Origin of the sequence: Flintibacter hominis (assembly GCF_014287965.1) — a bacterium.
Taxonomy (GTDB): domain Bacteria; phylum Bacillota; class Clostridia; order Oscillospirales; family Oscillospiraceae; genus Lawsonibacter; species Lawsonibacter aceti.
Genome location: NZ_JACOPO010000009.1, coordinates 53,089 through 79,470 on the forward strand (window position 1 = coordinate 53,089; position 26,382 = coordinate 79,470).

The following is a 26,382-nucleotide window of genomic DNA, read 5'->3' on the forward strand; positions in this document are numbered from 1 at the left end:
GGAGATGAAACCAAACCAGACCCTGCGGTGTTATGATAGTTGAAGCGCGTTTCAACAGAAAGGAGGGGGGAAATATTCTGGAGGAAGAGATCGTGCTCAGACTGAACCGGGGAGACCCAGCCGCGCTGGAGGCCCTGATAGACTGCTATGCTCCCTATGTCTGTGGGGTGGCGGCCCGTATTCTACCCGGCCGCCCAGAGGAATGGGAGGAACTGGCGGGCGACGTGTTTCTGGCCGCCTGGGACAACCGGAAAAAGCTCCGGCCAGGGCAGGTGAAGGGGTGGCTGTCCACAGTAGCACGAAACCGGGCGTTCAACCGCCGGCGAGGTCATCGAGAGGACCTGCCCCTAGAGGAGGATATCCTACTACTGCAGTCGGACCTCCCCCAGAGTGAAGCGGAGTACAGGGAGCTGCGGTCAACACTATCCCTGGCTCTTGGCAGCTTGGACCAGCAGGACCGGGAACTATTTGTGCGTCACTACTACTATGGCCAGACGGTGGCAAGAGCGGCGGAAGAGATGGAACTCAACTTGTCTACCGCCAAGACGAGGCTGCGTCGGGGCAGAGAGAGGTTGAAGAGATTTTTACAGGAGGTTGGTTATGAACCAATGGAAAATTGAGATTTCTGAGCTTATGGAGCAATACACGGATACGGAGTTTATACCGGAGGAGGAACATGAAGTGGATGTGGATCTGATTAAGAAAAGAGTGATAACTGCTGTACAGGGAAAACGCCATACAGCGCGGCGGACCGGGTTGGTTGCCGCGGCACTTGCGGCCTGTTTGGCGCTGGTGGGCTGGGCCTACGGAGAGCAGATCTATACCCTGATGTCCGGCGGCCAGTTAAGTATTGGAGAAAACTATGCGAGTATCTCGCTATCCACAGGGTATGACGAGGCGGGTACCCCTCTTGTGGTGTCTTGGGAGGCTGGCAGGCTGTGGTTTGTAGCTGATGGCCAGCATATAGACATTACAGACCGGATCAACGAGAGCACTCCATATATTTATAGCTCAGAGGACGACGAGGGAAACCGTACTGTCGTCGTAGTGGGAGGTGAGCCTGAGCGTTGCGGCTGGATGGAACGGTGGGAGGCCGCCGATGGCATGAGTGCTGCTGAGGTGTATGACAGCATGACTGGCAGTGGTGAGAAAGAACCGGCTTGGCTGGTCAACGCCAGAGCTCAACTGGGTATTACCGAGTAAAGAAACGGGCAGAACAGCGTATGAGCTGGCCGCCTTGCTTTTTCTTCCAGGCCCTGATAGAATAAAAATAGGCCCTTCACCACAGGTGCTGGGCCTATTCTGATTCTATGCCAGTGCAAGTGAAAAGGGAGGGAACTCAATGGAGCGATACCGGGTGGTGGACACGCCTTTGGGTCCAATTACATACCTTCTGGTGAAGAAGCGGGTAAAAAACTTGAATCTTCACATTCGGCGAGATGGCACGGTAGTTTTATCCATCCCCACACACTGTCCTCTGGAGCAGGCTGACCACCTGATTGCTCAAAAGGGCGGCTGGATTATGGATGTGCGAGCTCGTATGGCGGATCGAACTGTTCCTTTGCTCCCTGGCCCTGATAGAGAAGAGTGCCTCCGTTTGCTGGAAGATGCTGTTGGCCGGGTTTATCCTCTGGTAGAGGGACTTGGAGTGGCACGCCCTCTGTTGAAGCTGCGGAAGATGAGAAGCCAGTGGGGCAACTGCCACTGGAGCCAGGGGTATATCACCCTGAATGTGGCTCTGGCCCGGTGCCCAGAAGGGCTGAGGGACTATGTGGCGCTTCATGAGCTGGTCCACTTTCTTCACCACGATCACGGGCCCGGCTTTTATGCCCGGATGGATACACTCATGCCGGACTGGCGACGGCGGCGGCAGGAACTGAAAAAATACAGCGGTGCACTTGAAACCGCGGGATGAGGGTCCGGCACGGTACTGTGCCGGACATTTAAACTTTAAAATTTATCGAAAAACAATAAAAATATATTGACAATCGGTTTTTGCCGTGCTAGGCTAGGGTAGCAAAGGGGGAATCTTCCATGGAAAAGACAGGGGTACAGAAGCTGGCAGGCGTTCTGAAAATGCTGGTCGTTGGTATGATGGTGCTGAATGTAATTGCGCTGTTGTTCGTCCCTTGGCTGGTGACTTCAGCGGACGAGCTACATCTGTTTCTGGAAGAGCGGGTGCTCCATCTGCTTCGGATTCAGCCGTATGGCGAGGACGACATAGTGATTCCCATAATTTTTGTGGCTCTGGCCGGCTGGGGAGAGGTCTGGCAGGATACGGTCTGCGCCCTGTACACCCTTTTTTTGCTGATTTGCGGTGTGTGCTGCTTTGTGATTCTCAAGCAAGCCAAAGGGATACTCAATACCGTTCTGGAGGGAATGCCGTTCCAGATGGCCAACGCCCGCAGTATGAGGCGGGCGGCGGTCTGCTGCTGGATTATCACCGGGATGGCGGCGGTGCGGCTGATCGGGGAGCTGATATGGTTGAAAAACACGGCTCCTATTTATACCTATAACACCCTGTTCATCCCCATCTTCCTGATGGGCGGGCTGCTGTTCCTGGTTATGTCCGCCCTGTTTCGCCAGGCGGCGGAGCTGAAGGAGGACCAGGACCTGACAATTTGAGGGGGCGGGTCTGTGAAGATTGTAGTCAATTTAGATGTGATGATGGCCAGAAGAAAGATGTCCCTGGGGGAGTTGGCCCAGCGGGTGGATATCACGATGGCGAACCTGTCCATTTTAAAGAACAACAAGGCGAGGGCCATCCGTTTTTCTACGCTGGAGGCCATCTGTGCCGCCCTGGACTGCCAGCCGGGGGACATTCTGGAGTTTGTCCCTGACGGGGAGGGGGAGCCATGAGCTGGATCAAAAGGCACAAAAAGCTGGCGCTATTTCTGGCGCTGGCCCTGATATTTCTGGGTTGGTGGTGGCAGCGGAGTCAATTTACTCCAGAGCGATGGGCAGCCCGGCCCGGTGAGCGCCACCACATTGTAGACGACCTGCTGACTCAGTACGGCGGCTTGAAGGGGATGTCCCAGGAAGAGGTGGTGTCCCTGCTGGGACCGGACACCGATGGGGACCAGCGGGAGGAGAGGCTGACCCCCGGCGGCCCGGAGGCGCGGGAGCTTTTGGCCTATCCCATCGGGAGCTACGGGTTGGGATGGGGCTACCTGTTTGTCTATCTGGAGGACGGGGCTGTAACGGAGAGCAGGATCTATGTGGACTGAGGCCTGAAAAAGCACGGCTGGACCTATGGGGAAAGGAGGGTTTCAAGACCGGATGGAAGGAAAATTTGGAGGCAATATGAAACGGCTTTTAATCATTTTACCGCTGGCGGTGCTGCTGTGCGGTATTCTTACGGGATGGCTGGGCGGCTCCGGAATGGAGAGACATCTGGAAAAACAACTGGGGATCGACCTGCCTGCAGGAGCGGCAATTACCTATGAAGACAGCCACGGAGGATTCCACGGCGACGGGGTGCTCACAGTTTTGGTGGAGTGTTCAGATCCCGATAAGGCGGAGGGGCTGATTGACGATATCTCCCAGCGCTGGAGGGAGAGCCCCATAGAGCCGGAGCTGTGGGAGCAGTTTCGGGCGGCATGGCGGCAAAACGGCGAACAGATACCCCCTCTGCCGGAGGAGCCACGGGGCTTCTGGTTTTACCGGGACAGGTTTCAGGAGCAATATGGAAAAAAGTGTGAGTTTAACCCGGTGCTGCAAAACTGCACCTTTGCTCTGATGGATACGGAACAGGGAAGGCTGTATGTACTGGAAACAGACTTCTAGGATTTTGGAGGAAAAAGCGTTGAAGACAAGGGAAGGGCGCTGGAAACAGATGGTTGCGATTGGGGCTGCTTTGGCGCTTTTGGCGGCCTTTTTCTGGTGGCAGAACAACGGCCTGACGGTGAGCCGGTACGAGTTTACGTCCACGAAGGTCCCGCGGGAGTTGGACGGATATACCATCGTCCAGCTCTCCGATCTGCACAACCACCGCTTTGGGGATGGCCAGCGCCGGCTGCTGAAGTTAGTGGAGGAGCTGGAGCCGGACCTGGTCCTGATGACAGGAGATCTGGTGGATCGGAACCGAACGGACCTGATCCCAGCTCTGGAGCTGGCAAAGGGGACGTCAGAGCTGGCGCCTACCTACTATATCACCGGTAACCACGAGTGGTCGATTGCAGACAGAGAGCGGACGGAGCTGCTGGAGGGGATGACCGAGGCCGGAGTCGTGGTGCTGGAGGACCGATGCGCCGTTCTTCCGGTGGGGGAGAGCTGCCTGGTGCTGGCTGGGCTGTCAGACGAAAGCCTGCGGGATGGAACGGTAGATTGGCTGATGGAGGATGTTCCGGATGGATTATCCATCCTGCTGGCCCACGAGCCCCAATTTATTTCCGACTACGCCAGGGCCGGAGCGGACCTTGTATTTTCCGGCCACGCCCACGGCGGCCAGATACGGCTGCCTTTTGTGGGCGGCCTCTATGCGCCGGGGCAGGGATTCCTGCCCAAACTGACCAAAGGGCTCTATGAAGTGGAGGACACCACTTTGGTGGTGTCCCGGGGACTGGGCAACAGCACCTTTCCATTCAGGTTCTTAAACAGGCCGGAGGTGGTGGTGTTGACCCTGAGGACAGAGGACTGAACAGAGGAGAAAAGAAATGAGAAAACAGATAATGACCGCGCTCCTGACTCTGTCCCTTGTGGGGACTCTCTCCAGCTGCTCCCTGGTCGGCTTCTGGCTGTCCGGCTGCGGCGGAGAGAAGGCCGACCTTGTAGTGGTAAATGAAAGCTCCGCAGTGATCGATGGGATCTCTGTGACAGAAAGCAGCCAGACAAAGTCGGTTTCCAGTGAGGATGGGAGCGGGCTGCTAGAGTGTGGAGAGAGTTACGGCCTGGAGCTGGCTGGGACGGGGGAATGCGTTGTTGTTCTCTTTGACTGCTGGCAGCGGGAGTTGGCCCGCAGCTATTTGGAGTTTCAGGGGGAGCGGCTTTTCCTTACCCTGAAGGACTGGGGGACCATGACCTGTACCACGGAGAATACTATGAAGTGAATGAATAGGGAAAGGATGGAGAAGAGATGAAAGAGAATATCAGCCGTGTGCTGCTTGGACTGTTGTTGACTTTCTGTCTGGTGACCGTTGTGGGGATCCCCCTCTATATTCACTTTGTCTGGCCTTTTCTGCCGTAAAAGTCTGATAGAGGCGAAGAGATGGACGAGCTGCTTATGATGGGCACTGCCTATATAGCCTTTCCAATAGCTCTGCTGGCAGCGGCAGTCTATGGTGTGAACAGTATCCGCCGCAAGGACCGGCGCTATTGGGTGCTGTCGGGAATTGCTCTGGGGAGCTTCCTTCTCCTGTGGGGCGGAAATAAGCTGTTGGGGTTGGCCTGGAGAAACCGTCCTGCTCTGATCCTCTGTCTGACGGCAATAGTAAGCTTTCTGGCCTGTATTTGGTATGTGGCCGTCAGGGGTTGGAAGCAACGTGTTCCTCAGGCGGTCCTGGTGCTGTGTGCTATGGTCCTGTCCAGTGTCGGCCTGTTCTGGGGCCTGTGGGGGATCTTTGTCACTTATGGCGGAGAGGAGAGAATACTAGCCCATGAGGGCTGCTTGCTGGTAGAGGTTGACCGCTCTTTTCTGGACCCCATGTACGACTACTACGAATACCGCGGGCCGATTTTCCGGGGAAGTCGAGAGATATACAGCACAGTGGGCGGAGATCCGCCCCGGCTGGAGGATGACGGAACAGCCTAAAAGGTGGGTTGATCTATGGAATTGATAGTTACCCTGGCGGCGTGGACGGTTCAAGCGGGAGCTGCTGCCCTGCTGGCTGCCCTCCTGGCCCTGGCCGCCAGTCTGATTCCTTTGGTCAGAAGAGTGAAATGGAGGAAACGCTGGGCCGCCGCCGGTGGTGCGGTCATTTTAATGCTTGCCCTTCTGTGCGGTCACCCCCTCCTGCGGTACCATAAGGGAGTTGAGCCCCTGCCACCCGACCTTCAGGCGGCGGTGATGAGGTACAGCCGGGGACTATATTCTGACAGACTCCCGCTGGTTCCCGTCTGGGTCCAGGTGGAGAGACGGCCACCTGGGTCCATAGCCTCCTGGACCATTCAATATTTCTGCTGGGGTACGGTGTCCATGGAGCTGGAGGAGGGGGGATGGCCCAGCGTCACAAAGCCGTTGAGATAAAGAAAAGGTTTCCCACAAGTTTCACCTCTTTCCCTCATACAAATAGGGGAGAGGTGATTTTTTATGGATAGAAAGCCACGGCGACCCGGTCTGCTGGAGCGGACAGCGGAGGCCCTGGACCTGCCCGCTGACGCCCTGGCAGGACTGCCCCGACTGGAGTTGGTGGGGGACGGGGAACTGAGAATGGAGAATCACAGGGGTATCCTGGCCTATGGTAAGGAGGAGATCCACGTCAGCGGCGGCGTGTTTATTGTAAAAATAGCGGGCGAGGGGCTGGAGCTGCGGGCCATGACTGGGCTGGAACTGCTCATCACCGGGAAGATACGCCAGATAGAGCTGGACTAGGAGGGAATCGGGATGAAGCGGCTGATGAATTTTCTGCGGGGAATGGCCGACCTGAGGGTTACCGGCCTGTTCCCCGAACGGTTGATAAACCTCTGTGCCCAGAACGGAGTGGAATTCTGGGGCGTAGAATGGCTGGATGAGCATACTCTGCGCCTCACAGTCCGCCGCCGACACTTGAGACAGCTCCGGGAGCTTGCCCAGAGAGTAGGCTGCGACGTCAGTCAGGAGGGCAGCCGGGGGCTGCCGGACTTTCTCATCCGCTTCCGGACCCGGTATGCCTTCCTAACGGGCCTCGCCCTGTCCCTGTGCGCCGTAGCCTTCCTGTCCCAATTCATATTGACGGTGGAGGTCAAGGGAAACGAGAGAGTACCTACCGCCGTTATCCTAAGCCAGCTGAGACAGCTGGGCGTCCGGCCCGGCGTCTATGGCCCCGGCCTGGACCGGCAGCAGCTGGCTCAGGAGACCCTGCGGGAAATGGAGGAGCTGTCCTGGGTGGGGATCAACCTCCACGGTACCCGCTTGGAGGTCATCGTGCGGGAGGCGGTCGCCTCCCCGGAGCGGATAGACGAGGAAGGATATTTTGACATCGTAGCCGAAGCAGATGGCATTGTCACCCACATCGAGCCGGAGCAAGGGGATGCGGCAGTTCAGGAGGGGGATACCGTGTTGGCCGGAGAGGTGCTTATCTCCGGCACTGTGACCATGGAGCCTCCCAAGTACAGCGACCTGCCCACCCGCTACTATCAGACCCATGCCAGGGGACGGGTGTGGGCCCGGACTTGGCGGACGCTGACGGCACAGATCCCCCTGGAGGCGAACACCAAAGTATATACGGGGGAGGATCGGAAGGTCTGGTCCCTGAAATTTTTAGACCGCCGCATCGAAATTTTTGGAAACAGTAGCATTTCCTGGCCATTCTATGATAAAATAACCACAGTGCGCCAACTCACCCTGCCGGGGGAGCGGGCTCTTCCTATCTCATTGATCCAGGAGAGTTATCGCGCCTACGAGCTGGAGAGCAGGGAGCTAGACCGGGAAGCGGCCCAGCGATTGCTGGAGGAACAGCTGAAAGACCGTCTGGAGCGGTTGATCGGGGAGGACGGACAGATAGATTCTATCCGATTTTCCGCCAAGGTGGAGGATGGGCAGCTGAAGGTGACCGCCCAGGCTGAGTGCCAGGAGGAGATCGGGAAAGAGGTCCCAGGTTCCGCCCCGCCAGAGGAGCACGGCGAATCAGAGGAGCAGGCCTCCTCATAAACAGGAGATAAGTAGGAATGACAGAACAGAGCATCAGCCTGGAGCGAATGGAGGAGACCATCAGCGTTTTTGGCTCCTTTGACGAGAATATCCGCCTCATCGAACGGGAGCTGGGGGTGACCGTAGTCAGCCGTGACTCGGCGCTGAAGATATCCGGTGAGGACCCGGAGGGTGTCATGCGCGCCGTCCGAACGGTGGAAAGCCTGATGACGCTGGCCGCTAGAGGGGAAGCCATCAATGAGCAGAACGTGCGCTATGTGATCCAACTGGTCCGGGAGGGCAGTGAGGCCCAGATTCACCAGTTGGCCAGCGATGTGCTGTGCGTCACTGCCAAGGGCAAGCCTATCAAGGCCAAGACCCTGGGGCAGAAAAAGTATGTGGAGGCTATCCGGGACAATGTGGTAACTCTTGGCATTGGCCCCGCGGGCACCGGTAAGACCTATCTGGCGGTGGCCGCCGCGGTGGCGGCCTTCCGGGCCAAGGAGGTCAACCGCATCATCCTTACCCGCCCGGCGGTGGAGGCGGGGGAGCGGCTGGGCTTCCTCCCCGGCGATCTGCAATCCAAGGTAGACCCCTACCTCCGGCCCTTGTATGACGCTCTCTTTGAGATGCTGGGGCCCGACACCTATCAGAAGTATCTGGAGCGGGGCAACATCGAGGTGGCCCCCCTGGCCTATATGCGGGGCCGCACGCTGGACGACTCCTTCATCATCCTGGACGAGGCCCAGAACACCAGCCGGGAACAGATGAAAATGTTTTTGACCCGCCTGGGCTTCGGATCGAAAATCGTCATCACCGGCGACATCACCCAGATCGACCTGCCGAAGGATGTGGTGTCCGGCCTGCGGGAGGCCATGCGGGTGCTGAAGGGCGTGGATGATATCGCCATCATGCGGCTGGGAGAGGCCGACGTGGTCCGCCATGCTCTGGTCCAAAAGATCATCAAGGCCTACGAGGTGGATGAGGAGAGGCGGTCCACCAAAAAGGAGTTTAAGAAATGACCCGTTTTTCCTGGCATGGCTATGAGGTGGAGGTGGACAAAACAGCCACCTCCGCTTGGTATGCCGAGGCGGAGGATTGGGGCTGCGCCTGCGGCCGCTGCCGGAATTTCCTGACCCTGGCACGGGAGAGAAGGCTACCGGGCGAGATTCTGGAAATTCTGGACAGGCTGTCTGTCCCGCCTGCCAGGGCAACCTATGTGTGCGAGCTCTACCACGATAAGAACTGGAAAGAAAAGGGACTGCTCTACCAGTTCAGCTGGCGGATTGGCGGGGCGGTCCTGGCTGTGCCGCCGGGAGAAAATGGCCCGGGGTGGGGGCCGCTGATAGAGCGGCCCTGGGGCGGCCTGGTGCTGGGGCATGAGGACTATCCCTATGGCGCTCCGGATTTTCCAAAACCAAATTTTGACCTGGAGTGCCAGATCTGGCTGCCCTGGGTGCTGGACGAGCCTGTGGCTGGGGCGGCAGAGTAGAAGGGGCTGTTATGGCGGAGCGTTGAAGCAGAAAGAGAGAAGGTGCCGTTTATGTGGATGATATTCTGGGGCCTGCTGTTGTTTGTGTTTTTTGACTTTCGTATCAATGGCATCGTGTTTACACCGGATTTTGTCGGCTTTTTCCTGGTGTGGCTGGGGATCATTCGCTGTCGCGGAATCCAGACCTTTGCCCGGTACCACTGGACGGCACTTGTGGCCTGCATGTTTTCAGGGGGGCAATATGTGTTCACCGGATTCACTGAGTATACCAGCTATTTGGGGGAACTGGAGTTGTCATTCACCCTGGTACGCACAGTGCTTCAGGCGGTGGTTACCTATGTAATCGTCAAAGGAATGGTGGAGCTTGAAACAAATACAGGACAAAACTTGAAGAGCAGGGGGCTGTTTTACGCTTGGCTGCTTATGGAAGTGGTCAGCGCCTGCGGTACCGTGCTGACATATTTGTTGGATTCTCTTCTCGTTTCCATAATCACTATAATCGTTTCCGTGATAGGCGTGGTCTGGTATCTGGTGAAATTTTACCAGTGCTTGAAAATGATAAGCCGGGATGGAATCAGCGTACAGCCCCGGAGCAGTAAGGAGTAATTATAATTATGGTAGAGGATACCAAGCGATATTTAGCCTATATCTGTCCCCGCTGCCGCCAGTCGGTCATCGTGGAGCGGGACCTGTTCTCTCTGGCTGCCTCCAAGGCCCACATCAAGTGCCCCTGCGGCAAGTCGGAGATGACGGTGGAGTTTCTGCCCAGCCGGGTCCAACTCACGGTGCCCTGCCTGTTCTGCGGTCGAGAGCACGCTGTGTCCTGCTCCTCCCACGCCTTCCTGCGGGAGAAGGCCCTGGCCTTCTCCTGTGCCGCCTCTGGCCTGGATTGCTGCTATGTGGGGGAGGAGGGGCCGGTCTACGCGGCCACCGCCCGTTTGGAACAGGCAGTGGACAAGCTGGGCGAGGACGAGGTGAGCCAGGGTGCGTTCCTGGATGAGATTGTCATGGAGGAGGTGCTGTCTGAGATCCGGGACATCGCGGCCCGCGGGGGCATCTCCTGTGCCTGCGGCAGTAAAAACTGGACCTTTCAGGTCAATTACAGCTCCGTAGACCTCATCTGCGCCGACTGCGGGGCCCAGATGCGGGTGCCGGCCGCTACCGCAGATGACATCGATGACATCTGCTGCAAAGATACCATTCTGATCCGGGGAAAGGAAAAAAGATGAGCCTATTTTATGAACACCATTTTCGATTGAACGGTCTGGATATCGACGGACATGGAATGTGCAAGGCCTCGGCCCTGCTCAACCACCTCCAGGACGCCGCTACCTTGGCGGCGGAGGCAGGTGGCTTCCACCGGGAGATGCTGATGGAGCGGTACGGGGCCTTCTGGATGCTGGCCCGGTCCTGGTACCGGCTGGACCGGCCCCTGCGGTTCGAGGACCAGCTGACTGTCCGCACCTGGCACCGGGGGGATAGGGGGGCCATGATGTATCGGGATTACGACATTTATGCCGATGGACAGCTGGTGGGTGAGTCCGTGTCCGGTTGGGTGCTGGCCAGCTTGGAGGGACATAAGCTGATGCGCCTGTCTTCGGTCACGGAGCTGGCTGGTACCGGAGGGGGAGAACTGTGTAAGACTATGACGCTCTCCAAGCTCCACTGCCCGGAGGAGCTGGTCCAGGTGGAGCGTCGGCCCATGCGGTACAGTGACAGCGATTTGAACGGCCATGTGAATAATACTCGGTACGCTGACTTCGCCTGCGACGCGGTAGAAATGGACAGGCTGGAGGAGGACCGGTTCCTGGCCTCGATGCAGATTGGCTATTTGGCCGAGTGCAGGCCGGGAGAACAGCTTGATATCCAATCCGGAGGGCAGGGGGACCAACGCTATGTCCGTGGATTGGACGAGAGCGGCAAATCCCGCTTTGAAGCGGCCCTGTTTTTTGGCAAAGCGGTTCCTTGACAAGAGACGCGGCAGAGCGTTACAATAACTTAACTATACACACTGGAAAGAAAAGATATGGCCCGGCCCGCCGGGCAGAAGAAAAAGGAGTTGTAGATATGGTCAATCAGGACGCCGCACAGAAGTTTGTCAAGCAGGGCCTTACCTTTGACGACGTGCTTCTGATCCCCGCCGCCAGCGATGTACTCCCCGCGGACATCGACCTGCGTACCCGTCTGACCCGGAAGGTCCATCTGAATATTCCCCTCATCAGCGCCGCCATGGACACCGTGACTGAGTACCGGATGGCCATCGCCATCGCCCGCGAGGGCGGCATCGGCATCATCCACAAGAATATGTCCATCAGCCAGCAGGCGGAACAGGTAGACATGGTCAAGCGCAGTGAGAACGGCGTTATCACAAACCCCTTCTGGCTGGGGCCCGGCCATACACTGGCTGAGGCGGATGAGCTGATGGCCAAGTACCGCATCTCCGGTGTGCCCATCTGTGACAATGGAAAGCTGATCGGCATTATTACCAACCGGGATATGAAGTTCGAAACAGACATGAACCAGCTCATCGACAATGTAATGACCAGAGAGAACTTGGTCACCGCCCCAGAGGGGACCACTCTGGCTGAGGCCAAGGAGATTCTCCGCCGGCATAAGATTGAGAAGCTGCCCATTGTGGACAACGAGTTCCGGCTGAAGGGCCTGATCACCATCAAGGATATCGAGAAGGCGACGGTGTATCCCAATTCCGCCCGTGACGAAAAGGGCCGCCTGCTGGTGGGTGCCGCCATCGGCGTTACCGCCGATGTGCTGGACCGGGTGGCAGCCCTGGTGGAGGCGGGGGCCGACGTGCTGGCTCTGGACTCGGCCCACGGCCACTCCCAGAATATTCTCAACTGTGTCAAACGTATTAAGGCCCTCTATCCCGACGTACAGCTCATCGCCGGTAACGTAGCTACTGCCGAGGGGACACGGGCCCTCATTGAGGCAGGGGCCGACTGTGTGAAGATCGGCATTGGTCCCGGCTCCATCTGTACCACCCGTGTGGTGGCCGGCATCGGCGTACCCCAGATCACCGCGGTGTATGACGCCGCCTGTGTGGCCGCTGAGTATGATATCCCCATCATCGCCGATGGCGGCGTCAAATATTCTGGTGATATCGCAAAGGCTCTGGCCGCCGGCGCCAGCGTGGTCATGTTGGGCTCTCTGCTGGCTGGCTGCGAGGAGTCACCAGGCGACACCGAGGTGTTCCAGGGCCGCCAGTTCAAGGTCTACCGGGGTATGGGTTCCCTGGCGGCCATGAACCAGGGCTCCAAGGACCGCTATTTCCAGCAGAACAACAAGAAGCTGGTTCCCGAAGGGGTAGAGGGCCGAGTTCCTTACAAGGGACTGGCGGGCGAGACCATCTACCAGCTGATGGGCGGCTTGAAGGCCGGTATGGGCTACACTGGCTGTCACACCGTAGAGGAGCTGCACAGCAAGGCCCAGTTTATGCAGATTACCGCCGCTGGCCTCCGGGAGTCCCACCCCCACGATATCTATATCACCAAGGAAGCTCCCAACTATACCGTCAACCCCAGCTGACATATCAGGTACAGAGCCGCGCATGAGCGCGGCTCTGTTTTTGAAGGGAGGAAGATGACATGGAGCGATATACAAGGACCGTAGACGGAAAAGTTACGGTGGCCCCGGAGGAAATGGCAGCGGCTCTGGAGCGTCTCTCCGCCTTTGAGGATATGGCCTGCGGAGTGGAGCGGGAGCGGGAAGAAATCTCTGCCCGCCTGGAAGAGCTGCGAAATAGAGGAAGGGAGAAGACCGTCCAATTCCGGGAACTGCTGGCACAAAAGCTGGTCAACAACAATATGAAGCTGCTTCTGGAGCGGTATCGGATACACTGAGAGAGGGCCTCTGAAAAGGAGGCCCTCTTTCCTTATGATGAAAAGAGTGTCAAGGACTTTTTTTGACTGGAATAACGTGATACAATATCAGAAACGACTGAAGAACAGATCTCCTGGGATGCCGGGAAGAGAGAGGGGACAAAAAAGATGCTGAAGCTGATCCTTGGCCGCGCGGGAGCGGGAAAGACCACCGCGGTACTGAAGCGTTTGTGTCAGGCCGGGCAAATGCGCCAGCAGGTCCTGATGGTCCCTGAACAGCAGTCCCATGAGGCCGAGCGTGCTCTGTGCCAGATGGGGGGGAACGGGGCCTCTCTCTGGGCTGAGGTCTTGTCCTTCAGCCGGCTATGCGGCCGTGTCTTTCAGGCCGCTGGCGGCTTGGGGGAGCGGGAGCTGGACGGGGGCGGGCGGCTTCTGCTTATGTACCGGGCGCTCAAGGAGACATCAGAGGTCCTGACGGTGTATGCCCGCGCATCTCAGCGCCCTGCTTTCCTCACCGCTCTGTTGGCCACTGTGGATGAGCTGAAGAGCTGCTGTATCCCCCCTGAGGCGCTGATTACGGCGGGGCAGGAAGCAGGAGGCCCAGAAGGGAATAAACTCAGGGACCTGGGGTTGATCTGTGGGACTTATGACGCGCTCACGGCAAACGTGGCACTGGACCCTAGGGATCGCCTGACCAGAGCGGCTGAAAAGCTGAAGGAGTGCCGCTGGGCTGTGGGCAAGGATCTGTGGTTGGATGGATTTACAGACTTTACGCCCCAGCAGGAGGAGGTCCTGGGCCAGCTTCTGGTCCAGGCGGAGCATATGACTGTCACCCTGACCTGTGACCACCTGGAGGAGGATGAGGATGGGACAGGCATCTTTTCCCCAGCACGGAGAACGGCGGCCCGACTGATTAGACTGGCTCAACGGGAGAGAATAGGCTATAAAGTAGAATGCCTTGTCGGGGATTTTGCGGCAAAAGAGCGGCCGCTCCAATTTTTGGAGGGGCATCTCTTCGGTGGGGGCCTGGAGAGCCCCATTTCCTGTGAAGGGGCCGTCACTCTGTTTCGGGCCAATACCATGCGGTCCGAGGTGGAGTGGGTGTCATCGCGCATTTTGAGCCTGGTACGAGAGGAGGGCTACCGCTTTCGGGACATTGGTCTGGTGGCCCGCGATTATGGCGCCTACCAGGATTTGATAGAATCGGTGCTGCCCAGATATGGGATACCCGTATTTTCCTCCGCTATGGCGGATATTTTGGAGAAGCCCGTGCTCACCCTGGTCACCGCGGCCCTGGATACTGTGGCGGGGGGCTATGCCTACGAAGATATATTCCGCTATCTCAAGACCGGACTGACGGACCTGGGGGAAGAAGACCGAGATCTGCTGGAAAACTATGTTTTGAAGTGGGATATCAAGGGGAGCCGCTGGACGCAGACAAAGGAATGGACTTGGCATCCTAGAGGATATGGCATCCCCTGGGAGGAAGAGGACCGTGCCCTTCTGGAGCGATTGGACCGCGCCAGAAGGCAGGTGACCGCTCCTTTGGAGGAACTGAGAAAGGCCCAAGACAAGACGGGAAGAGGACAGGCGATTTCCCTTTACAGATTTTTGGAGCGCATTGGCTTGCCAAATCAGCTGGAGGCACGGGTAGAGGCGCTGAAGAAGCTGGGAGAGCTCGCTCTGGCGGAGGAGTACCGGCAGCTCTGGGAGATCCTCTGTGGCGGACTAGAGCAGTGCGCTGCTTTGCTGGGGGAGAGAGGAATGGACCTGGAGGAGTTTGCCGGCCTGTTTCGGCTGGTCCTGTCCCAATATGATGTAGGAACGATCCCGGTTTCCCTGGATCGGGTGACCGCCGGTGAAACCACCCGTCAGACAGGGCACAGGGTGAAGGCTCTCTTTCTATTGGGGGCGGATGACGGCTCCATCCCCAGGGTTGGGGCGGCTCCTGGCCTGCTGTCAGATGATGACCGCTCTCTGCTGGCGGTATACGGTCTGGAGCTGGACCAGTCCCAGCGGGAACTGCTCTTCCGGGAGATGACTACGGTCTATCAGATCTGTGCCCGCCCCAGCCACCGCCTAGTGGTATCTTGGGCTGTCCAGGGGCCTGGAGGTGAGGAGCGAAGGCCCTGTTTCCTGGCCCAACGGCTGCAGCTGCTCTATACTGATTTGGACATATGCCATGAGGAGGAGCTAGAGGGGCGCTTCCGGCTGTCCGCCCCTCTGCCCGCCCTGGAGCAGGCGGGGAGAAATACGAGGCTGCGGGAGCTGTTGGGCAGCCTGTCTGGCTTGGAGAGCCAAGTGGACAAGCTGGAGCGGGTGGCTGGCTGGGAGAGAGGGCAACTCACTAGGCAAACGGTGGACCAGCTGTATGGGAGACGGGTGGCCATGTCCGCCTCACGGATGGACAAGTATAAATCCTGCCACTTCTCCTATTTTATGCGGTATGGCCTGCGGGCAGAGCCTAGAAAGCCGGCAGGCTTTACAGCACCGGAGTATGGCACATTTGTCCACTATGTGCTGGAGCATGTCCTTCAGGACGATATGTTCCGCCAGACAAGACTGCCTGGGATGGAGCCGGAAAAATTAGATGAGGATACGCGCGGCCGGCTGCGACAGCTCACCCGCCAGGCGGTGGACCGCTATGTGGCCGAGGAGCTGGGAGGGCTGGAAGGCCAGAGTGACCGCTTCCGCTACCTGTTCCACCGACTGCTCAGATCGGTCCAGGCGGTGGTGGACAACGTGGCGGAGGAGCTTCTTCACTCCAGCTTCCGACCTATCTCCTTTGAGCTGGGTTTTGGAAAGGGGGAGGACCTGCCGCCAGTCGAACTGACTGTGGATGGAGTTACTATCAGCGTTTCTGGGTTCGTAGACCGGGTGGATGGATGGGTCCACGACGGGCGACTCTATCTGCGGGTGGTGGACTATAAGACGGGGCGAAAGTCCTTTGATCTTACTGAGGTTTGGAACGGCCTGGGCCTTCAGATGCTTCTTTATCTCTTTACTCTGGAAGAACGGGGGGAGTCCCTCTATGGGCTGCCAGTAGAGGGTGCCGGGGTGCTGTATCTCCCGGCTCGGGACGCGGTGGTTCGAGGAAGCCGGACGATGAGTGAACAGGCATGGCGCAAGGCGTTAGACAGGGAATTGGTCCGAAGCGGACTGGTCCTGGATGACTCCGCCGTGCTGGAGGCTATGGAGCACGTCTCTGAAGAAGGGTACCGTTTCCTTCCCCTGAAGGTGTCCAAGTCTACTGGAGCCATCACTGGAGACGCCTTGGCCAGCGCGGAGCGCCTGGGCCGCCTGGGCCGCCACATCCAAAGGGTGCTGGGGGAGATCTGCGGAGAGCTGGCCCAGGGTAACATCGCCGCGGATCCTTTCTGGCGGGGACCGGAAAAAAATGCCTGCCGCTTCTGTGACTATGCCGCCGCCTGCCACTTTGAAGAAGGGCGGGGTGGGGACCGTAGGCGCTGGCTGCCTAGTATGAGCGCCCAGGAGTTCTGGGAACATATGGGAGAGGAACTATGAAATGGAGATCAGATTACACTATATAGAGCAGGGAGAGGGCTTTCCACTGATACTGCTCCACGGAAATGGGGAGGATCATACCTACTTCAAAAGGCAAATGGAACCATTTGCCGACCATTTTCGGGTGATTGCTGTGGATACTCGTGGACATGGAGAGAGTCCACGGGGCACTGGACCGTTTACACTGTCCCGATTCGCGGAGGACTTGAAATCGTTTTTCGATCAGCATGGTATCTCCAAATGTCATCTCTTGGGGTTTTCCGATGGAGGAAATGTGGCCCTATTGTTTGCGCTGAAGTATCCGGACCGTGTAGAGCGGCTCATACTAAACGGGGCAAACTTGGACCCGTGTGGCGTAAAGCTGAAGACACAGATTCCCATAGTGCTGGGATGGGGGCTGTGCCGCCTGTGTGCCCTGTTCAGCCAACAGGCAAAACAAAATTGGGAGATGCTGAATTTGATGGTAACCCAGCCGCATATACACAGGGCGGAGCTGGCGGGACTGGACATGCCGGTTCTGGTAGTGGCGGGGGAACAGGATATGATCCGAGAGAGCCACACTCAGTCAATCGCGGCCAATATCCCAAACAGCCGGTTGGTCATCCTTCCTGGTGACCACTTTATAGCCAGGCGGAATTGGCAGGGCTTCAATGATACGGTGCTGGAGTTTCTATTGGACCGGAGCTGAACAAGAAAAAGAGGAGAAGCCAAATGGAGAATAATAAAAATATCCTGATTATTAATGATATGCCGGGCTACGGCAAGGTGGCTCTGGCCGCCATGCTGCCCATCCTGTCCAATATGGGCCATAGTGTCTACAACCTGCCCACCGCCCTGGTGTCCAATACTCTGGACTACGGGAAATTTACCATATTAGATACCACTGACTACATGGTAAAGGCCATCGAGGTGTGGAAGCAACTGGGATTTCAGTTTGACTGTATCACCACCGGCTTTCTGGCTTCGGCGGCCCAGGTGGGCATTATCCGGGACTTTATCGCCAGCCAGAAGAAGGAGGGCCTGCTGGTCATGACTGACCCTATCATGGGGGACGACGGTAAGCTCTATAACGGTGTCACGGAGGAGACGGTCGGGAATATGCGCCGCCTCATTGGGGTAGCCGACGTAATCGTCCCTAATCTGACGGAGGCAGAATTTCTGTCCGGCATTTACCAGGGGGAGGAGGCCCTGTCTCAGTCACAGGCCAAGGAGGTAGTGGACCGGCTGCGGGGGCTGGGCCCACGATCTGTCGTGGTCACCAGTGGTGTATCGAAGGAGAGTGGGAGCCATGTAGTCTGGGGCTATGACCACAGAAGCGGGGAATATTTTACGATCCCCTACCGGTTTATCCGGGTGCATTTCCCAGGGACAGGGGATATGTTTTCCGCCGTCCTGGTGGGGGAACTCCTGGCTGGAAGCCCCCTGCGCCCTGCTGTGAAGCGGGCCATGGACGTACTGGAAAAGCTCATCTTTCTGGAACAGGATGAGATTGAAAAGAACAAGGGTATCCGCATAGAAAAGTTTTTGAGCGTGCTCAAAGAGTGAAGAAAGTGGAGAGAGGAAGGAAACCACTTATGTGGGCTGTTTTTGCGCTGTTGTCAGCACTATTTGCCGCCCTGACCGGAATTCTGGCCAAGCTGGGGATGGAGGGAATCAATTCCAATCTGGCCACAGCCTTGCGTACCATAGTGGTACTGGTTATGGCTTGGGGGATCGTCTTTGCCACGGGAAAGCATACAGGCATCGGTGACATCACCGCCAGGAGCTGGATGTTCCTGTTCCTGTCCGGTCTGGCTACTGGGCTGTCCTGGATCTGTTACTTCCACGCCCTTCAGATTGGTGAGGCCAGCAAGGTCGTGCCCATTGACAAGTTCAGCGTGGTCATTTCCATGGTACTGGCCTTCCTCGTCCTGGGAGAAAAGGTGACAGCGCTGAAGGTGCTGGGCGGGCTGCTGATTACGGCTGGGACCTTTGTGCTAATCTTGTGAGGAACTGCCGGAGACGGCTGACAAACAGCGGGGGAACGACTGGATCCCCTGGAAAGAGAGGGGCGGTGGCATTATGGCCTTTGCGCTGACAGAGGAACAACAGAAGATCGTAGACGACCAGGGCGGAGAGCTGCTGGTATCCGCCGCCGCCGGGTCTGGTAAGACCCGGGTGCTGGTAGAGCGGCTGCTGGACCGCGTGGACCGGGAGGGAGTTGATATCGACCGCTTTTTGGTCATAACCTATACCAAGGCTGCGGCCGCGGAGCTTCGAGGGCGTATCGCCCAGGAACTGGCTGACCGCCTGGCCCTGCGCCCGAACGACCGACACCTGCGCCGTCAAACCACACTGGTGTATCAGGCCCAGATTTCCACCATCCACGCCTTTTGTTCTGTTCTCCTGCGGGAGAGCGGCCATCTGCTGGATCTGGACCCTGACTTCCGCTTATGCGATGAGGGGGAGAGCCAGGTCATTATGGCACGAGTTCTGGAGGAGGTACTGGACTGCCGTTATGAGGGGTTGGAGGAGGAGAGTCCTTTTGCTCAACTGGCAGACACCCTCGCCGCTGGGCGGGACGACAGCCGTCTGGCCCAGATCGTGCTGGACATCTACGGCCGAGTGCAGAGCCATCCAGACCCCGCCCGCTGGCTGGAGAGGCAGAAGGGGCTGTGGGAGCTGGACGGGGTATCCGATCTAAGCCAGACGGCCTGGGGAGAGCTGCTGCTGAACGAGGCCAGACGTCAGGGCCAATGGTGCCTGGAGCGGCTGTCCCAGGCTCTGACGATGATTGGGAAGGACGAGCTGCTGGAAACCAACTATGGGGCCTCCATCATGACCACCATAGAGGGGTTGGAGAGGTTTTTGTCAGAGCGGAGCTGGGACGGAGCGGTATCCGCCCTTCCAATCCCCTTCCCGCCGGCTGGACGGAAGAAAAAGCGGGAGCTGGAGATCAGCCCCATGGAGGAATCGGCTGCTGTCCAGTCGGGTGAGCGGGTCAAACAGATCCGGAACCGCTGCAAAAAGCTGCTTGGAAGGATAGAGGAGCGGCTGACAGGGGACAGCCAGACCCTTTTGGATGAGCTGTCTCTGTCACGCCCCGCTGTTCAGGCTTTAATGGACCTGGTCCTTGATTTTCAGGCCGCCTATGCCAAGGAGAAGGACCGGCGGGGACTGCTGGACTTCTCCGATTTGGAGCACTTCGCGGTGAAGCTGCTTGCCGATGGTGTCGGGGAGCCGACGGAGCTGGCCCGCTATTGGAGCGCCCGTTTTGATGAGATATTGGTGGATGAGTATCAGGACACCAACCAGGTCCAGAACGCCATTTTCTATGCCCTCTCCAACGGGGGACGAAAGCTGTTCCAGGTGGGGGATGTAAAGCAGTCCATCTATCGCTTCCGGCTGGCCGACCCCACGATTTTCCTGAATAAGTATGAGCGATTCGCCCAGGGGGACGAGGCGGAGGAGGGACAGCCCCGCAAGCGGGTGATGAGCCGGAATTTCCGCTCCCGGTCCCAGGTCCTGGAGGGGTGTAACGACCTTTTTCGAGCCATTATGTCCGTGGAATTCGGTGAGTTGGACTACACGGAGGACCAGGCCCTGGTGCCTGGAGGGACGTTTCCGGAGCCAGAGGAGCAGACAGATGGGATTGGACCTTACGCTCTGGAGCTGGATGGACTGGACCTGTCCTTTTTGGGGGACCAGGAGGGAGAGAAGGAAAATAAGGACCTGCTGGAGGCCCGGTTTGCCGCCCAGCGTATCAGAGAACTGTTGTCCAGGCCTCTTATGGTGACGGAGGGAGAGAAGACACGCCCACTCAGACCCTCGGATGTGATGCTTCTGCTCCGTAGTCCGGGGGCGGTGCTGCACCACTACATACAAGCGCTTGGGGAGGAGGGGATCCCCTGGTCCGCCGACGGCGGACAGGACTTTTTCCAAACCACCGAGGTCAACGTGGCGCTGTCCATCCTCCAGATCGTGGATAACCCCCGGCAGGATGTGGCCCTGCTGGCCGCCCTTCGCTCCCCGGTCTATGGATTTTCCAGCGACCGGCTGGCTCAACTGAGGTCCAGATCCAGGGGAGACTTCTACACCGCGTTGTCCCAAGGGGCGCTGGAGGGAGAGGAGGACTGCCGGAAATTTCTGGATCAGCTGTCCCAACTCCGCTTTGGAGCGGGAGATAAGACCTGCCGGCAGCTAATCTGGCACATCTATGAGCAGACCAATATCCTGGGCCTGTTCGGTACCATGGAGCGGGGGGAGGAGCGGCGGAGCAATCTGCTGGCCCTGTATGATCTGGCCGGTCAGCTAGAGAACAGCGGCTGCCGCACTCTGTTCCAATTTTTACTTCGGCTGGAGCGGTTAAGAGAGTCTGGCGGGAAGCTCGCTTCTACGGCTCCAGGTCATGAGGGGGAGGGCGTGTCCATCCTGTCGATCCACCGGTCCAAAGGCTTGGAAAGGCCTGTGGTGTTCGTATGTGGCCTGACCAGGCGGCTGAACAGGGACGACCTGATGCGTCCGGTGCTGTTCCACCCTGTCCTGGGCGTAGGGCCCAAGGGACTGGAGCGAGAGCGCATGGTGGAGTATCCCACTGTGGCCCGTCTGGCGGTAGCCCGGCAGTTGGAGCGGGAGATGATGTCGGAGGAGCTCCGGCTGCTCTATGTGGCCATGACCAGGGCAAAGGAGAAATTGATCCTGACCCTGGCGCTCACCGAGGGGGCCAGAGCTCTGGAGCGGCTGGGGGAGGATCTGTCCGTTCCTATTTCCCCTCTGGCTCTAGAGCGGCAGCAGAACGTAGGACAGTGGGTGCTGCTCCACGCCCTGACCCGCCCGGAGGCAGGGGGGGTGAGGGAACTGGCTGGTCTGCCCGATATCAGGGCGGAGGGGCTGGGACCAGCCTGGAACATCCGCTGGATTGATGGAGCCCCCCTAGCAGAGGACCGTAAAACGGAAGGACGTTACACTGACCTGCCGGAGTTGGTACAGAAAGATATATCGGAGCTGGCGGCTCAACTAAGATGGACCTACCCGCAAATGGTTTGCGCCAATGTGCCTTCTAAGCTGACAGCGACCCAGATCAAGGGTCGTCCCCAGGATCAGGAGGCGGCGGAGGAGGCCGGGGAGCTGGTCGAGACTGTTGGGAGAGAGCGCGGAGTCATTTACCGCCCCCGGTTTATGACAGAAGAAAAGGGCCTGACTCCAGCCCAGCGGGGTACGGCCATCCACCAGGCGGTCCAATATATTCCCTTGGAGGGGGACCACAGCCAGGAGAGAATCGGTCAGTTGTTGGACCAACTGGAGGACAGGGGCTTTCTGACAGCCCTCCAGCGTGAAGCTGTATCCGCCCAGCGGTTGGCGGCTTTTTTCCAGAGCCCACTGGGAAAGGCCATGGCCCAGGCAAGAGAGTGCCGTAGAGAATTCAAATTTTCCATCTTGGTGCCGGCGGAGGAGTATTATCCCCGGACGGAGGGAGAGCATATCCTGCTCCAGGGCGTCATTGACGCCTGGTTTGAGGACGGGCAGGGGATCACAGTTCTGGACTTTAAGAGCGACAGGATAGTTCCGGGGGAGGAACTGGCCCGCGCTGAACAGTACCGGGCCCAGTTGGATGCCTACGCGCGGGCACTCTCCACCATACTGGACAGACCCGTGGCAAGAAAGGCGCTATGGTTTTTTGCCACGGATACCGCTGTGGAGCTGTAAGAGAACAGGTAAAAAGGCCGCCCTAGTGGGCGGCCTTTTTTGTGGATACGACGCATTTGTGCCATGGGAGGCGGATGAGCGTTCAACCACGCCTGGGCGTTCTCCGGCTTCCGTGGTCTTCCACCAGAATAATATCCTCTCCAAAGCGCCGAACGGCGCTCCAGGGGATGTATTTATCCTCCTCTCGGCCGAGCAGCCCAAAGAAGCGGCGGCGGCCGGGGACGACCAGGGCTCGTACCTGCCCAGTGTCCATATCTACTTCCATATCTCCTACGTAACCAAATCGGCTGCCATCCTCAACGCTGATGACTTCCTTATAGCGCAGTTCTGCGATACGAGTTTCCATCCTCATTCCTCCCGAATTCTGTGTTGATACAGGGTATGAGGGGAGAGATTGTCCCTATACATAAAATGGGAAAGGCCCCCTCGGACTATTCTGAGGGGGCCGGATCATATTTACTGTGCCAGCAGGTCCTTGCTTACTAGAAACTCTCGGGCGACTTCCTGTACGGAACGACCGTCGACATCCACGGCATAGGTCAACTCCACCATATCCTCACTGGATACCTGGTTGGTAAGCAGCTCCAAAACCTGCTCCAGATTGGGCGCGGCCTCATAAAAATCATCAAACAGGTCGTTGCGTACCAGAAATGCCCCATAGTACTCCGGGAAGAAGCCCTGGTCGTCCTCCAGAATGGTCAGGCCGGCACGCTTGTTCAGGCCGTCAGTGGCGTAGACCACCATGACGTCAAAGGCGCCCTCTTCTACGGCGTTGTACTTCAGAACCACGTCCACCGGCTTGGCGGACTGGAATGTGAGTCCATAGTAATCTACAAAGGGCTGATACTTCATGCTGCCCTCTTCGGTATAGAACTCATGCTCCGCGCCGAAGCGAAGCTCACCTGCGATGGGGATAAGATCAGAGATCTTGGAGACACCATAGCGGTCAATGATGTTCTGGGTCACGCCGATGGCATAGGTGTTATTCAGACCGACCTTGCCCAACATATGCAGGCCTTCTAGTTCACTCACTGTCTGGTTGACGAAGTCATAGAGCGTCATTCCCTCTGGAATGTCGGTGGTGTCCATCCCAAGGAAGGTGGTGAGGATGGTCCCGTCATAGCTGAACATCAAGTCACAGCTTGGATTGCTGCCCTTTAATTCATTGTGGTTGTTCACCTGAGTCATCTGGTCCAGGATCACCACTTCCAAATCGGTCTTATCCTCCACCAATTGCTCCACCATGGAATGCATCAGCTTCACCTCAGAGTAGTCCCCATCATAGAGGGTGAGCTGGCCTCCCGTATCAGCGGGGAGAAACATAGATACCACCAGAGCAACACCGGCTACGGCTAAGACCGTGCTGCCCACGGCCTTGACAGGGGTGGGCAGCTTCTTCCGACTGTGGCTGGACAGCCTGTGTTCCATATAGCTCAGTCCAGCATCCAAGACAAAGGCCATGACCATGAGTACCAGTGTGCCCACGAAGATCATGCCCATATTTTCCTGACGGATGGCGGTGTAGAACAGGCCGCCCAGACCTCCTCCACCCACGAAGGAGGCAAACACGGCGGTGCCGATGGCGTTGACTGCGGCGATGCGGATGCCTGTGACCAGCATGGGGACCGCAAGAGGGACTTCCACATGGAGCAGCCGATAGGTCCCACTCATTCCCATGCCAGTGGCCGCCTCCTTCAGGTGTTCAGGCACCTGGGACAGGCCGAGAGAGGTATTGCGTACGATGGGAAGCAGGGAATATAGAGTCAAACCGATGACGGCGGTAGGGGAGCCGGGGTCCATTACCACCATGATGATGCCCAGCAGGGCCAGGGCGGGGACGGTCTGGATCAGGTCTACCACCCAGAGAATGGCTTTTCCAAACCGGGGAAACAGGTAGGCCAGCAGGCCCAGGGGAACACCGACGCCCACAGCCAGGATGAGGGCGGAGAGGACCAGAGAGAGATGGTCCCATATCAAAGCAACGTTCATTTCCCCACCCCGCCTTTCCGCAGGCCCCGGGGGACCACATGACGCTGGAGCAGATCCACCAGAGCGCCAAGTGTGAGGGCCAGAACAGCCGCCGGAATGGCCCCTTGGAGGATGAGCTCGTTGTTGTTACTGCTGACGCCCTTATAGACAAAGTCGCCCAGTCCGCCTTCTCCGATCATGGCGGCTAGTACGGCCCAACTGACGGTATAAACGGTGGAAAGCCGAAGCCCACCGATGATGGTGGGCATGGCCAGAGGCAGTTCCACCAGATACAGCCTCTGGAAATGGCTCATGCCGCAGCCGCGGGCTGCCTCTTTATATTGGGGGTCCACGCCATTCAGTCCGGTGACCGTGTTTTTCAACACCGGGAACATGGCGTAAATGGACAGGGCAATGATGACGGTGGCCGGAGTCATACCGATCAGAATGAACAGCACACCAATAAAGACAATACCGGGTACTGTGTTCAAGATAGATAACAGGGGAAGCAGATACTTAGCCAGGGTAGGCAAGCGGGAAAGTCCAATACCCAGGGAGAGGCCCAGTACAAAGCCGATGGCCACGCTGATGAGGGTATAACCAGTATGTTCGGCGGTCTTTTGCAAAATGGACAGCAATACTTCGGACATACGCTATCACCCCCACAGCTGTTCAGCCATGGCGGAGGCCATGCTGGTCTTTGTGATGATGCCGGCCACCGTCTGATCGTCATTCAGGACGACCAGATAGGGGAAGCCGCTGGATACCAGCTGGTCAAAGCACTCCTTGGCGTTGTCGCCCCTGTGGACCGTGGGCGTGCTGTTCCGCACCAGAGGGCCTATGGTCTTGACTACATGGCCGGTGAGGCGGATGTCGGCGATGGAGACAGTGCCCTGATAGTGACGGTACTCATCCACCACCAGCAGGGTGTCCACGTTGTGGTGCTGCATCCGGCTGACACACTCGTTGACACCACGGTTCTGGTTGACCGTAATGATTCCGGTACGCATGAAGTGGTCCACCGTCAGCTGTTCAGGGGAGGGCCCGGCGTGATGCTTACCCAGGAAATCCCGGATCTGATCGGTGGCGGGATTTTCCAGCATCTCCTCCGGCGGGGCCATCTGCACAATATTGCCGTGGTCCATAAAGATGATGACGTCGGCCAGATCCAGAGCCTCCTCCATGTCGTGGGTGACAAAAATAATGGTCTTGTTCAGCTTTTGCTGCAGATTCTTGACTTCAATCTGGAGGGAGCGCCTGGTCATGGGGTCCAAAGCACTGAAGGGCTCATCCATCAGGACAACGGGAGGAGAGGCGGCCAGCGCCCGGAGGATGCCGATGCGCTGCTGCTGCCCACCAGACATCTCCGAGGGATACTTGTGGGCATACTGGTCAAAGGGCATATTGACCATTTCCAGCAGGTCATGGACTACCTGATCACACTTCTCCTTGGGCCATTTCAGCAGTTTGGGCACCACACAGATGTTCTGTGCGACGGTCATGTTGGGGAACAGACCAATCTGTTGTATGACATAGCCTGTGTGACGGCGGAGTTCTACCCGGTCCACGGCACTGATATCCTGGTCATTTAGATAGATATGTCCGCTGTTGGGCTGGATGAGCCGGTTTATCATCTTCAGCGTGGTGGTTTTACCGCAGCCGGAGGGGCCGATGAGAACGGCAAACTGTCCCTCCTGTATTTCAAAGGATAGATTATTTAATATGGTTTGACTGCCGTAAGAGAGAGAAACATGGTCGAATCGAAGCAATATAGACCTCCTTTTCCGTTGGCCGCAAGAGACGGCCGGGCCATAAGGAAAAAATCACCCCACATCAGAACAGAAAAACGCCAGTGGGGAAAATAGCGATTGGTATCCGCAGACAGAAATCTTGGGTGACTTTAAATGAGTGAAAAAGGGCATAATTCACAAAACTAGTATATCAAAAATTGGAAAAGCTGTCAAATTAATAAAATGTAAATTTTAGTCGATGAAAAATAAGGCAGTATTAAGAGCGTGAGGAGGGAGAGATTAAGAATAGCTTTACCAAATCTTAATGAATCCAGCAGTCTATCCTTAATATTTTCCTGTTAGGATCAGAAGCAACAAGAC

The 26,382-nt window shown here is 57.5% G+C and carries 29 protein-coding genes; 25 read left to right on the forward strand and 4 right to left on the reverse strand.

What is annotated here, in order from left to right; all coding sequences use genetic code 11:
• Positions 1–92 precede the first annotated feature (92 nt).
• From H8S11_RS11775 to addA, 25 genes are all read left to right on the forward strand, one after another.
• Positions 93–620 carry an RNA polymerase sigma factor gene (locus tag H8S11_RS11775; protein ID WP_186853256.1) on the forward strand — a complete coding sequence of 176 codons (528 nt, stop codon included), beginning with the start codon at positions 93–95 and terminating at the stop codon, positions 618–620.
• On the forward strand, positions 601–1,203 hold the full coding sequence (locus tag H8S11_RS11780; protein WP_186853257.1) for a hypothetical protein: 603 nt from the start codon (positions 601–603) through the stop codon (positions 1,201–1,203). Before H8S11_RS11775 ends, H8S11_RS11780 begins: the two co-directional genes overlap by 20 nt.
• Before the next feature lie 139 nt (positions 1,204–1,342).
• Positions 1,343–1,915, forward strand: a complete 573-nt coding sequence (locus H8S11_RS11785; protein ID WP_186853258.1) for a M48 family metallopeptidase — start codon at positions 1,343–1,345, stop codon at positions 1,913–1,915.
• A gap of 119 nt (positions 1,916–2,034) precedes the next feature.
• Positions 2,035–2,625: a DUF2975 domain-containing protein gene (locus tag H8S11_RS11790; RefSeq protein WP_147571959.1), complete on the forward strand. Its 591-nt coding sequence runs from the start codon at positions 2,035–2,037 to the stop codon at positions 2,623–2,625.
• A gap of 12 nt (positions 2,626–2,637) precedes the next feature.
• Positions 2,638–2,859: a helix-turn-helix domain-containing protein gene (locus H8S11_RS11795; protein WP_186853259.1), complete on the forward strand. Its 222-nt coding sequence runs from the start codon at positions 2,638–2,640 to the stop codon at positions 2,857–2,859.
• A complete protein-coding gene (locus tag H8S11_RS11800; protein WP_186853260.1) occupies positions 2,856–3,227 on the forward strand; it encodes a hypothetical protein in 372 nt (123 codons plus the stop codon). Before H8S11_RS11795 ends, H8S11_RS11800 begins: the two co-directional genes overlap by 4 nt.
• Positions 3,228–3,303: 76 nt before the next feature.
• Positions 3,304–3,786 carry a hypothetical protein gene (locus tag H8S11_RS11805; protein ID WP_186853261.1) on the forward strand — a complete coding sequence of 161 codons (483 nt, stop codon included), beginning with the start codon at positions 3,304–3,306 and terminating at the stop codon, positions 3,784–3,786.
• A gap of 49 nt (positions 3,787–3,835) precedes the next feature.
• Positions 3,836–4,639: a metallophosphoesterase gene (locus H8S11_RS11810; protein ID WP_186853262.1), complete on the forward strand. Its 804-nt coding sequence runs from the start codon at positions 3,836–3,838 to the stop codon at positions 4,637–4,639.
• 16 nt (positions 4,640–4,655) lie between these two features.
• On the forward strand, positions 4,656–5,048 hold the full coding sequence (locus H8S11_RS11815) for a hypothetical protein (protein WP_147571955.1): 393 nt from the start codon (positions 4,656–4,658) through the stop codon (positions 5,046–5,048).
• 158 nt (positions 5,049–5,206) lie between these two features.
• The gene (locus H8S11_RS11820; protein ID WP_186853263.1) at positions 5,207–5,749 is read left to right on the forward strand and encodes a hypothetical protein; all 543 of its coding nucleotides are present in this window, start codon (positions 5,207–5,209) and stop codon (positions 5,747–5,749) included.
• A 15-nt stretch (positions 5,750–5,764) separates the two neighbouring features.
• Entirely contained in the window at positions 5,765–6,184 is a 420-nt protein-coding gene (locus H8S11_RS11825) for a hypothetical protein (protein ID WP_186853264.1), read from the forward strand.
• A gap of 63 nt (positions 6,185–6,247) precedes the next feature.
• Entirely contained in the window at positions 6,248–6,529 is a 282-nt protein-coding gene (locus H8S11_RS11830; RefSeq protein WP_147571952.1) for a YabP/YqfC family sporulation protein, read from the forward strand.
• Between the two features lie 12 nt (positions 6,530–6,541).
• Positions 6,542–7,786, forward strand: coding sequence for a sporulation protein YqfD (locus H8S11_RS11835; RefSeq protein ID WP_186853265.1), 1,245 nt, complete (start codon positions 6,542–6,544; stop codon positions 7,784–7,786).
• 17 nt (positions 7,787–7,803) lie between these two features.
• Positions 7,804–8,787, forward strand: coding sequence for a PhoH family protein (locus tag H8S11_RS11840; protein ID WP_147571950.1), 984 nt, complete (start codon positions 7,804–7,806; stop codon positions 8,785–8,787).
• Positions 8,784–9,257, forward strand: a complete 474-nt coding sequence (locus H8S11_RS11845) for a hypothetical protein (protein WP_186853266.1) — start codon at positions 8,784–8,786, stop codon at positions 9,255–9,257. The genes H8S11_RS11840 and H8S11_RS11845 overlap by 4 nt, the downstream gene beginning before the upstream one ends.
• 51 nt (positions 9,258–9,308) lie before the next feature.
• The gene (locus H8S11_RS11850; RefSeq protein ID WP_147571948.1) at positions 9,309–9,863 is read left to right on the forward strand and encodes a hypothetical protein; all 555 of its coding nucleotides are present in this window, start codon (positions 9,309–9,311) and stop codon (positions 9,861–9,863) included.
• A gap of 8 nt (positions 9,864–9,871) precedes the next feature.
• A complete protein-coding gene (locus H8S11_RS11855; RefSeq protein ID WP_147571947.1) occupies positions 9,872–10,486 on the forward strand; it encodes a hypothetical protein in 615 nt (204 codons plus the stop codon).
• Positions 10,483–11,226: an acyl-[acyl-carrier-protein] thioesterase gene (locus H8S11_RS11860; protein ID WP_147571946.1), complete on the forward strand. Its 744-nt coding sequence runs from the start codon at positions 10,483–10,485 to the stop codon at positions 11,224–11,226. Before H8S11_RS11855 ends, H8S11_RS11860 begins: the two co-directional genes overlap by 4 nt.
• Before the next feature lie 98 nt (positions 11,227–11,324).
• Positions 11,325–12,800 carry an IMP dehydrogenase gene (guaB, locus tag H8S11_RS11865; protein ID WP_186853267.1) on the forward strand — a complete coding sequence of 492 codons (1,476 nt, stop codon included), beginning with the start codon at positions 11,325–11,327 and terminating at the stop codon, positions 12,798–12,800.
• 59 nt (positions 12,801–12,859) lie between these two features.
• Positions 12,860–13,114, forward strand: a complete 255-nt coding sequence (locus H8S11_RS11870) for a hypothetical protein (RefSeq protein WP_147571944.1) — start codon at positions 12,860–12,862, stop codon at positions 13,112–13,114.
• Between the two features lie 147 nt (positions 13,115–13,261).
• The gene (locus H8S11_RS11875; RefSeq protein WP_186853268.1) at positions 13,262–16,618 is read left to right on the forward strand and encodes a PD-(D/E)XK nuclease family protein; all 3,357 of its coding nucleotides are present in this window, start codon (positions 13,262–13,264) and stop codon (positions 16,616–16,618) included.
• A 1-nt stretch (position 16,619) separates the two neighbouring features.
• Positions 16,620–17,306: an alpha/beta fold hydrolase gene (locus tag H8S11_RS11880; RefSeq protein ID WP_186853269.1), complete on the forward strand. Its 687-nt coding sequence runs from the start codon at positions 16,620–16,622 to the stop codon at positions 17,304–17,306.
• A gap of 23 nt (positions 17,307–17,329) precedes the next feature.
• Positions 17,330–18,163 carry a pyridoxamine kinase gene (locus H8S11_RS11885; protein WP_186853270.1) on the forward strand — a complete coding sequence of 278 codons (834 nt, stop codon included), beginning with the start codon at positions 17,330–17,332 and terminating at the stop codon, positions 18,161–18,163.
• Positions 18,164–18,192: 29 nt separating this feature from the next.
• Entirely contained in the window at positions 18,193–18,606 is a 414-nt protein-coding gene (locus H8S11_RS11890) for an EamA family transporter (protein WP_186853271.1), read from the forward strand.
• A 73-nt stretch (positions 18,607–18,679) separates the two neighbouring features.
• Positions 18,680–22,303 carry a helicase-exonuclease AddAB subunit AddA gene (gene addA, locus H8S11_RS11895; protein WP_186853272.1) on the forward strand — a complete coding sequence of 1,208 codons (3,624 nt, stop codon included), beginning with the start codon at positions 18,680–18,682 and terminating at the stop codon, positions 22,301–22,303.
• An 82-nt stretch (positions 22,304–22,385) separates the two neighbouring features.
• Here the strand turns inward: addA and H8S11_RS11900 are convergent, their stop codons facing one another.
• The 4 genes from H8S11_RS11900 to H8S11_RS11915 form a co-directional block, all read right to left on the reverse strand.
• Complete coding sequence (locus tag H8S11_RS11900; protein ID WP_147571938.1) at positions 22,386–22,649, reverse strand: YlmC/YmxH family sporulation protein; 264 nt, start codon at positions 22,647–22,649, stop codon at positions 22,386–22,388.
• Between the two features lie 110 nt (positions 22,650–22,759).
• Complete coding sequence (locus H8S11_RS11905) at positions 22,760–24,292, reverse strand: glycine betaine ABC transporter substrate-binding protein (protein WP_186853273.1); 1,533 nt, start codon at positions 24,290–24,292, stop codon at positions 22,760–22,762.
• On the reverse strand, positions 24,289–24,921 hold the full coding sequence (locus H8S11_RS11910; RefSeq protein WP_147571936.1) for an ABC transporter permease: 633 nt from the start codon (positions 24,919–24,921) through the stop codon (positions 24,289–24,291). The genes H8S11_RS11905 and H8S11_RS11910 overlap by 4 nt, the downstream gene beginning before the upstream one ends.
• A 6-nt stretch (positions 24,922–24,927) precedes the next feature.
• Positions 24,928–26,040, reverse strand: coding sequence for a betaine/proline/choline family ABC transporter ATP-binding protein (locus tag H8S11_RS11915; RefSeq protein WP_186853274.1), 1,113 nt, complete (start codon positions 26,038–26,040; stop codon positions 24,928–24,930).
• Between the last annotated feature and the right edge of the window lie 342 nt (positions 26,041–26,382).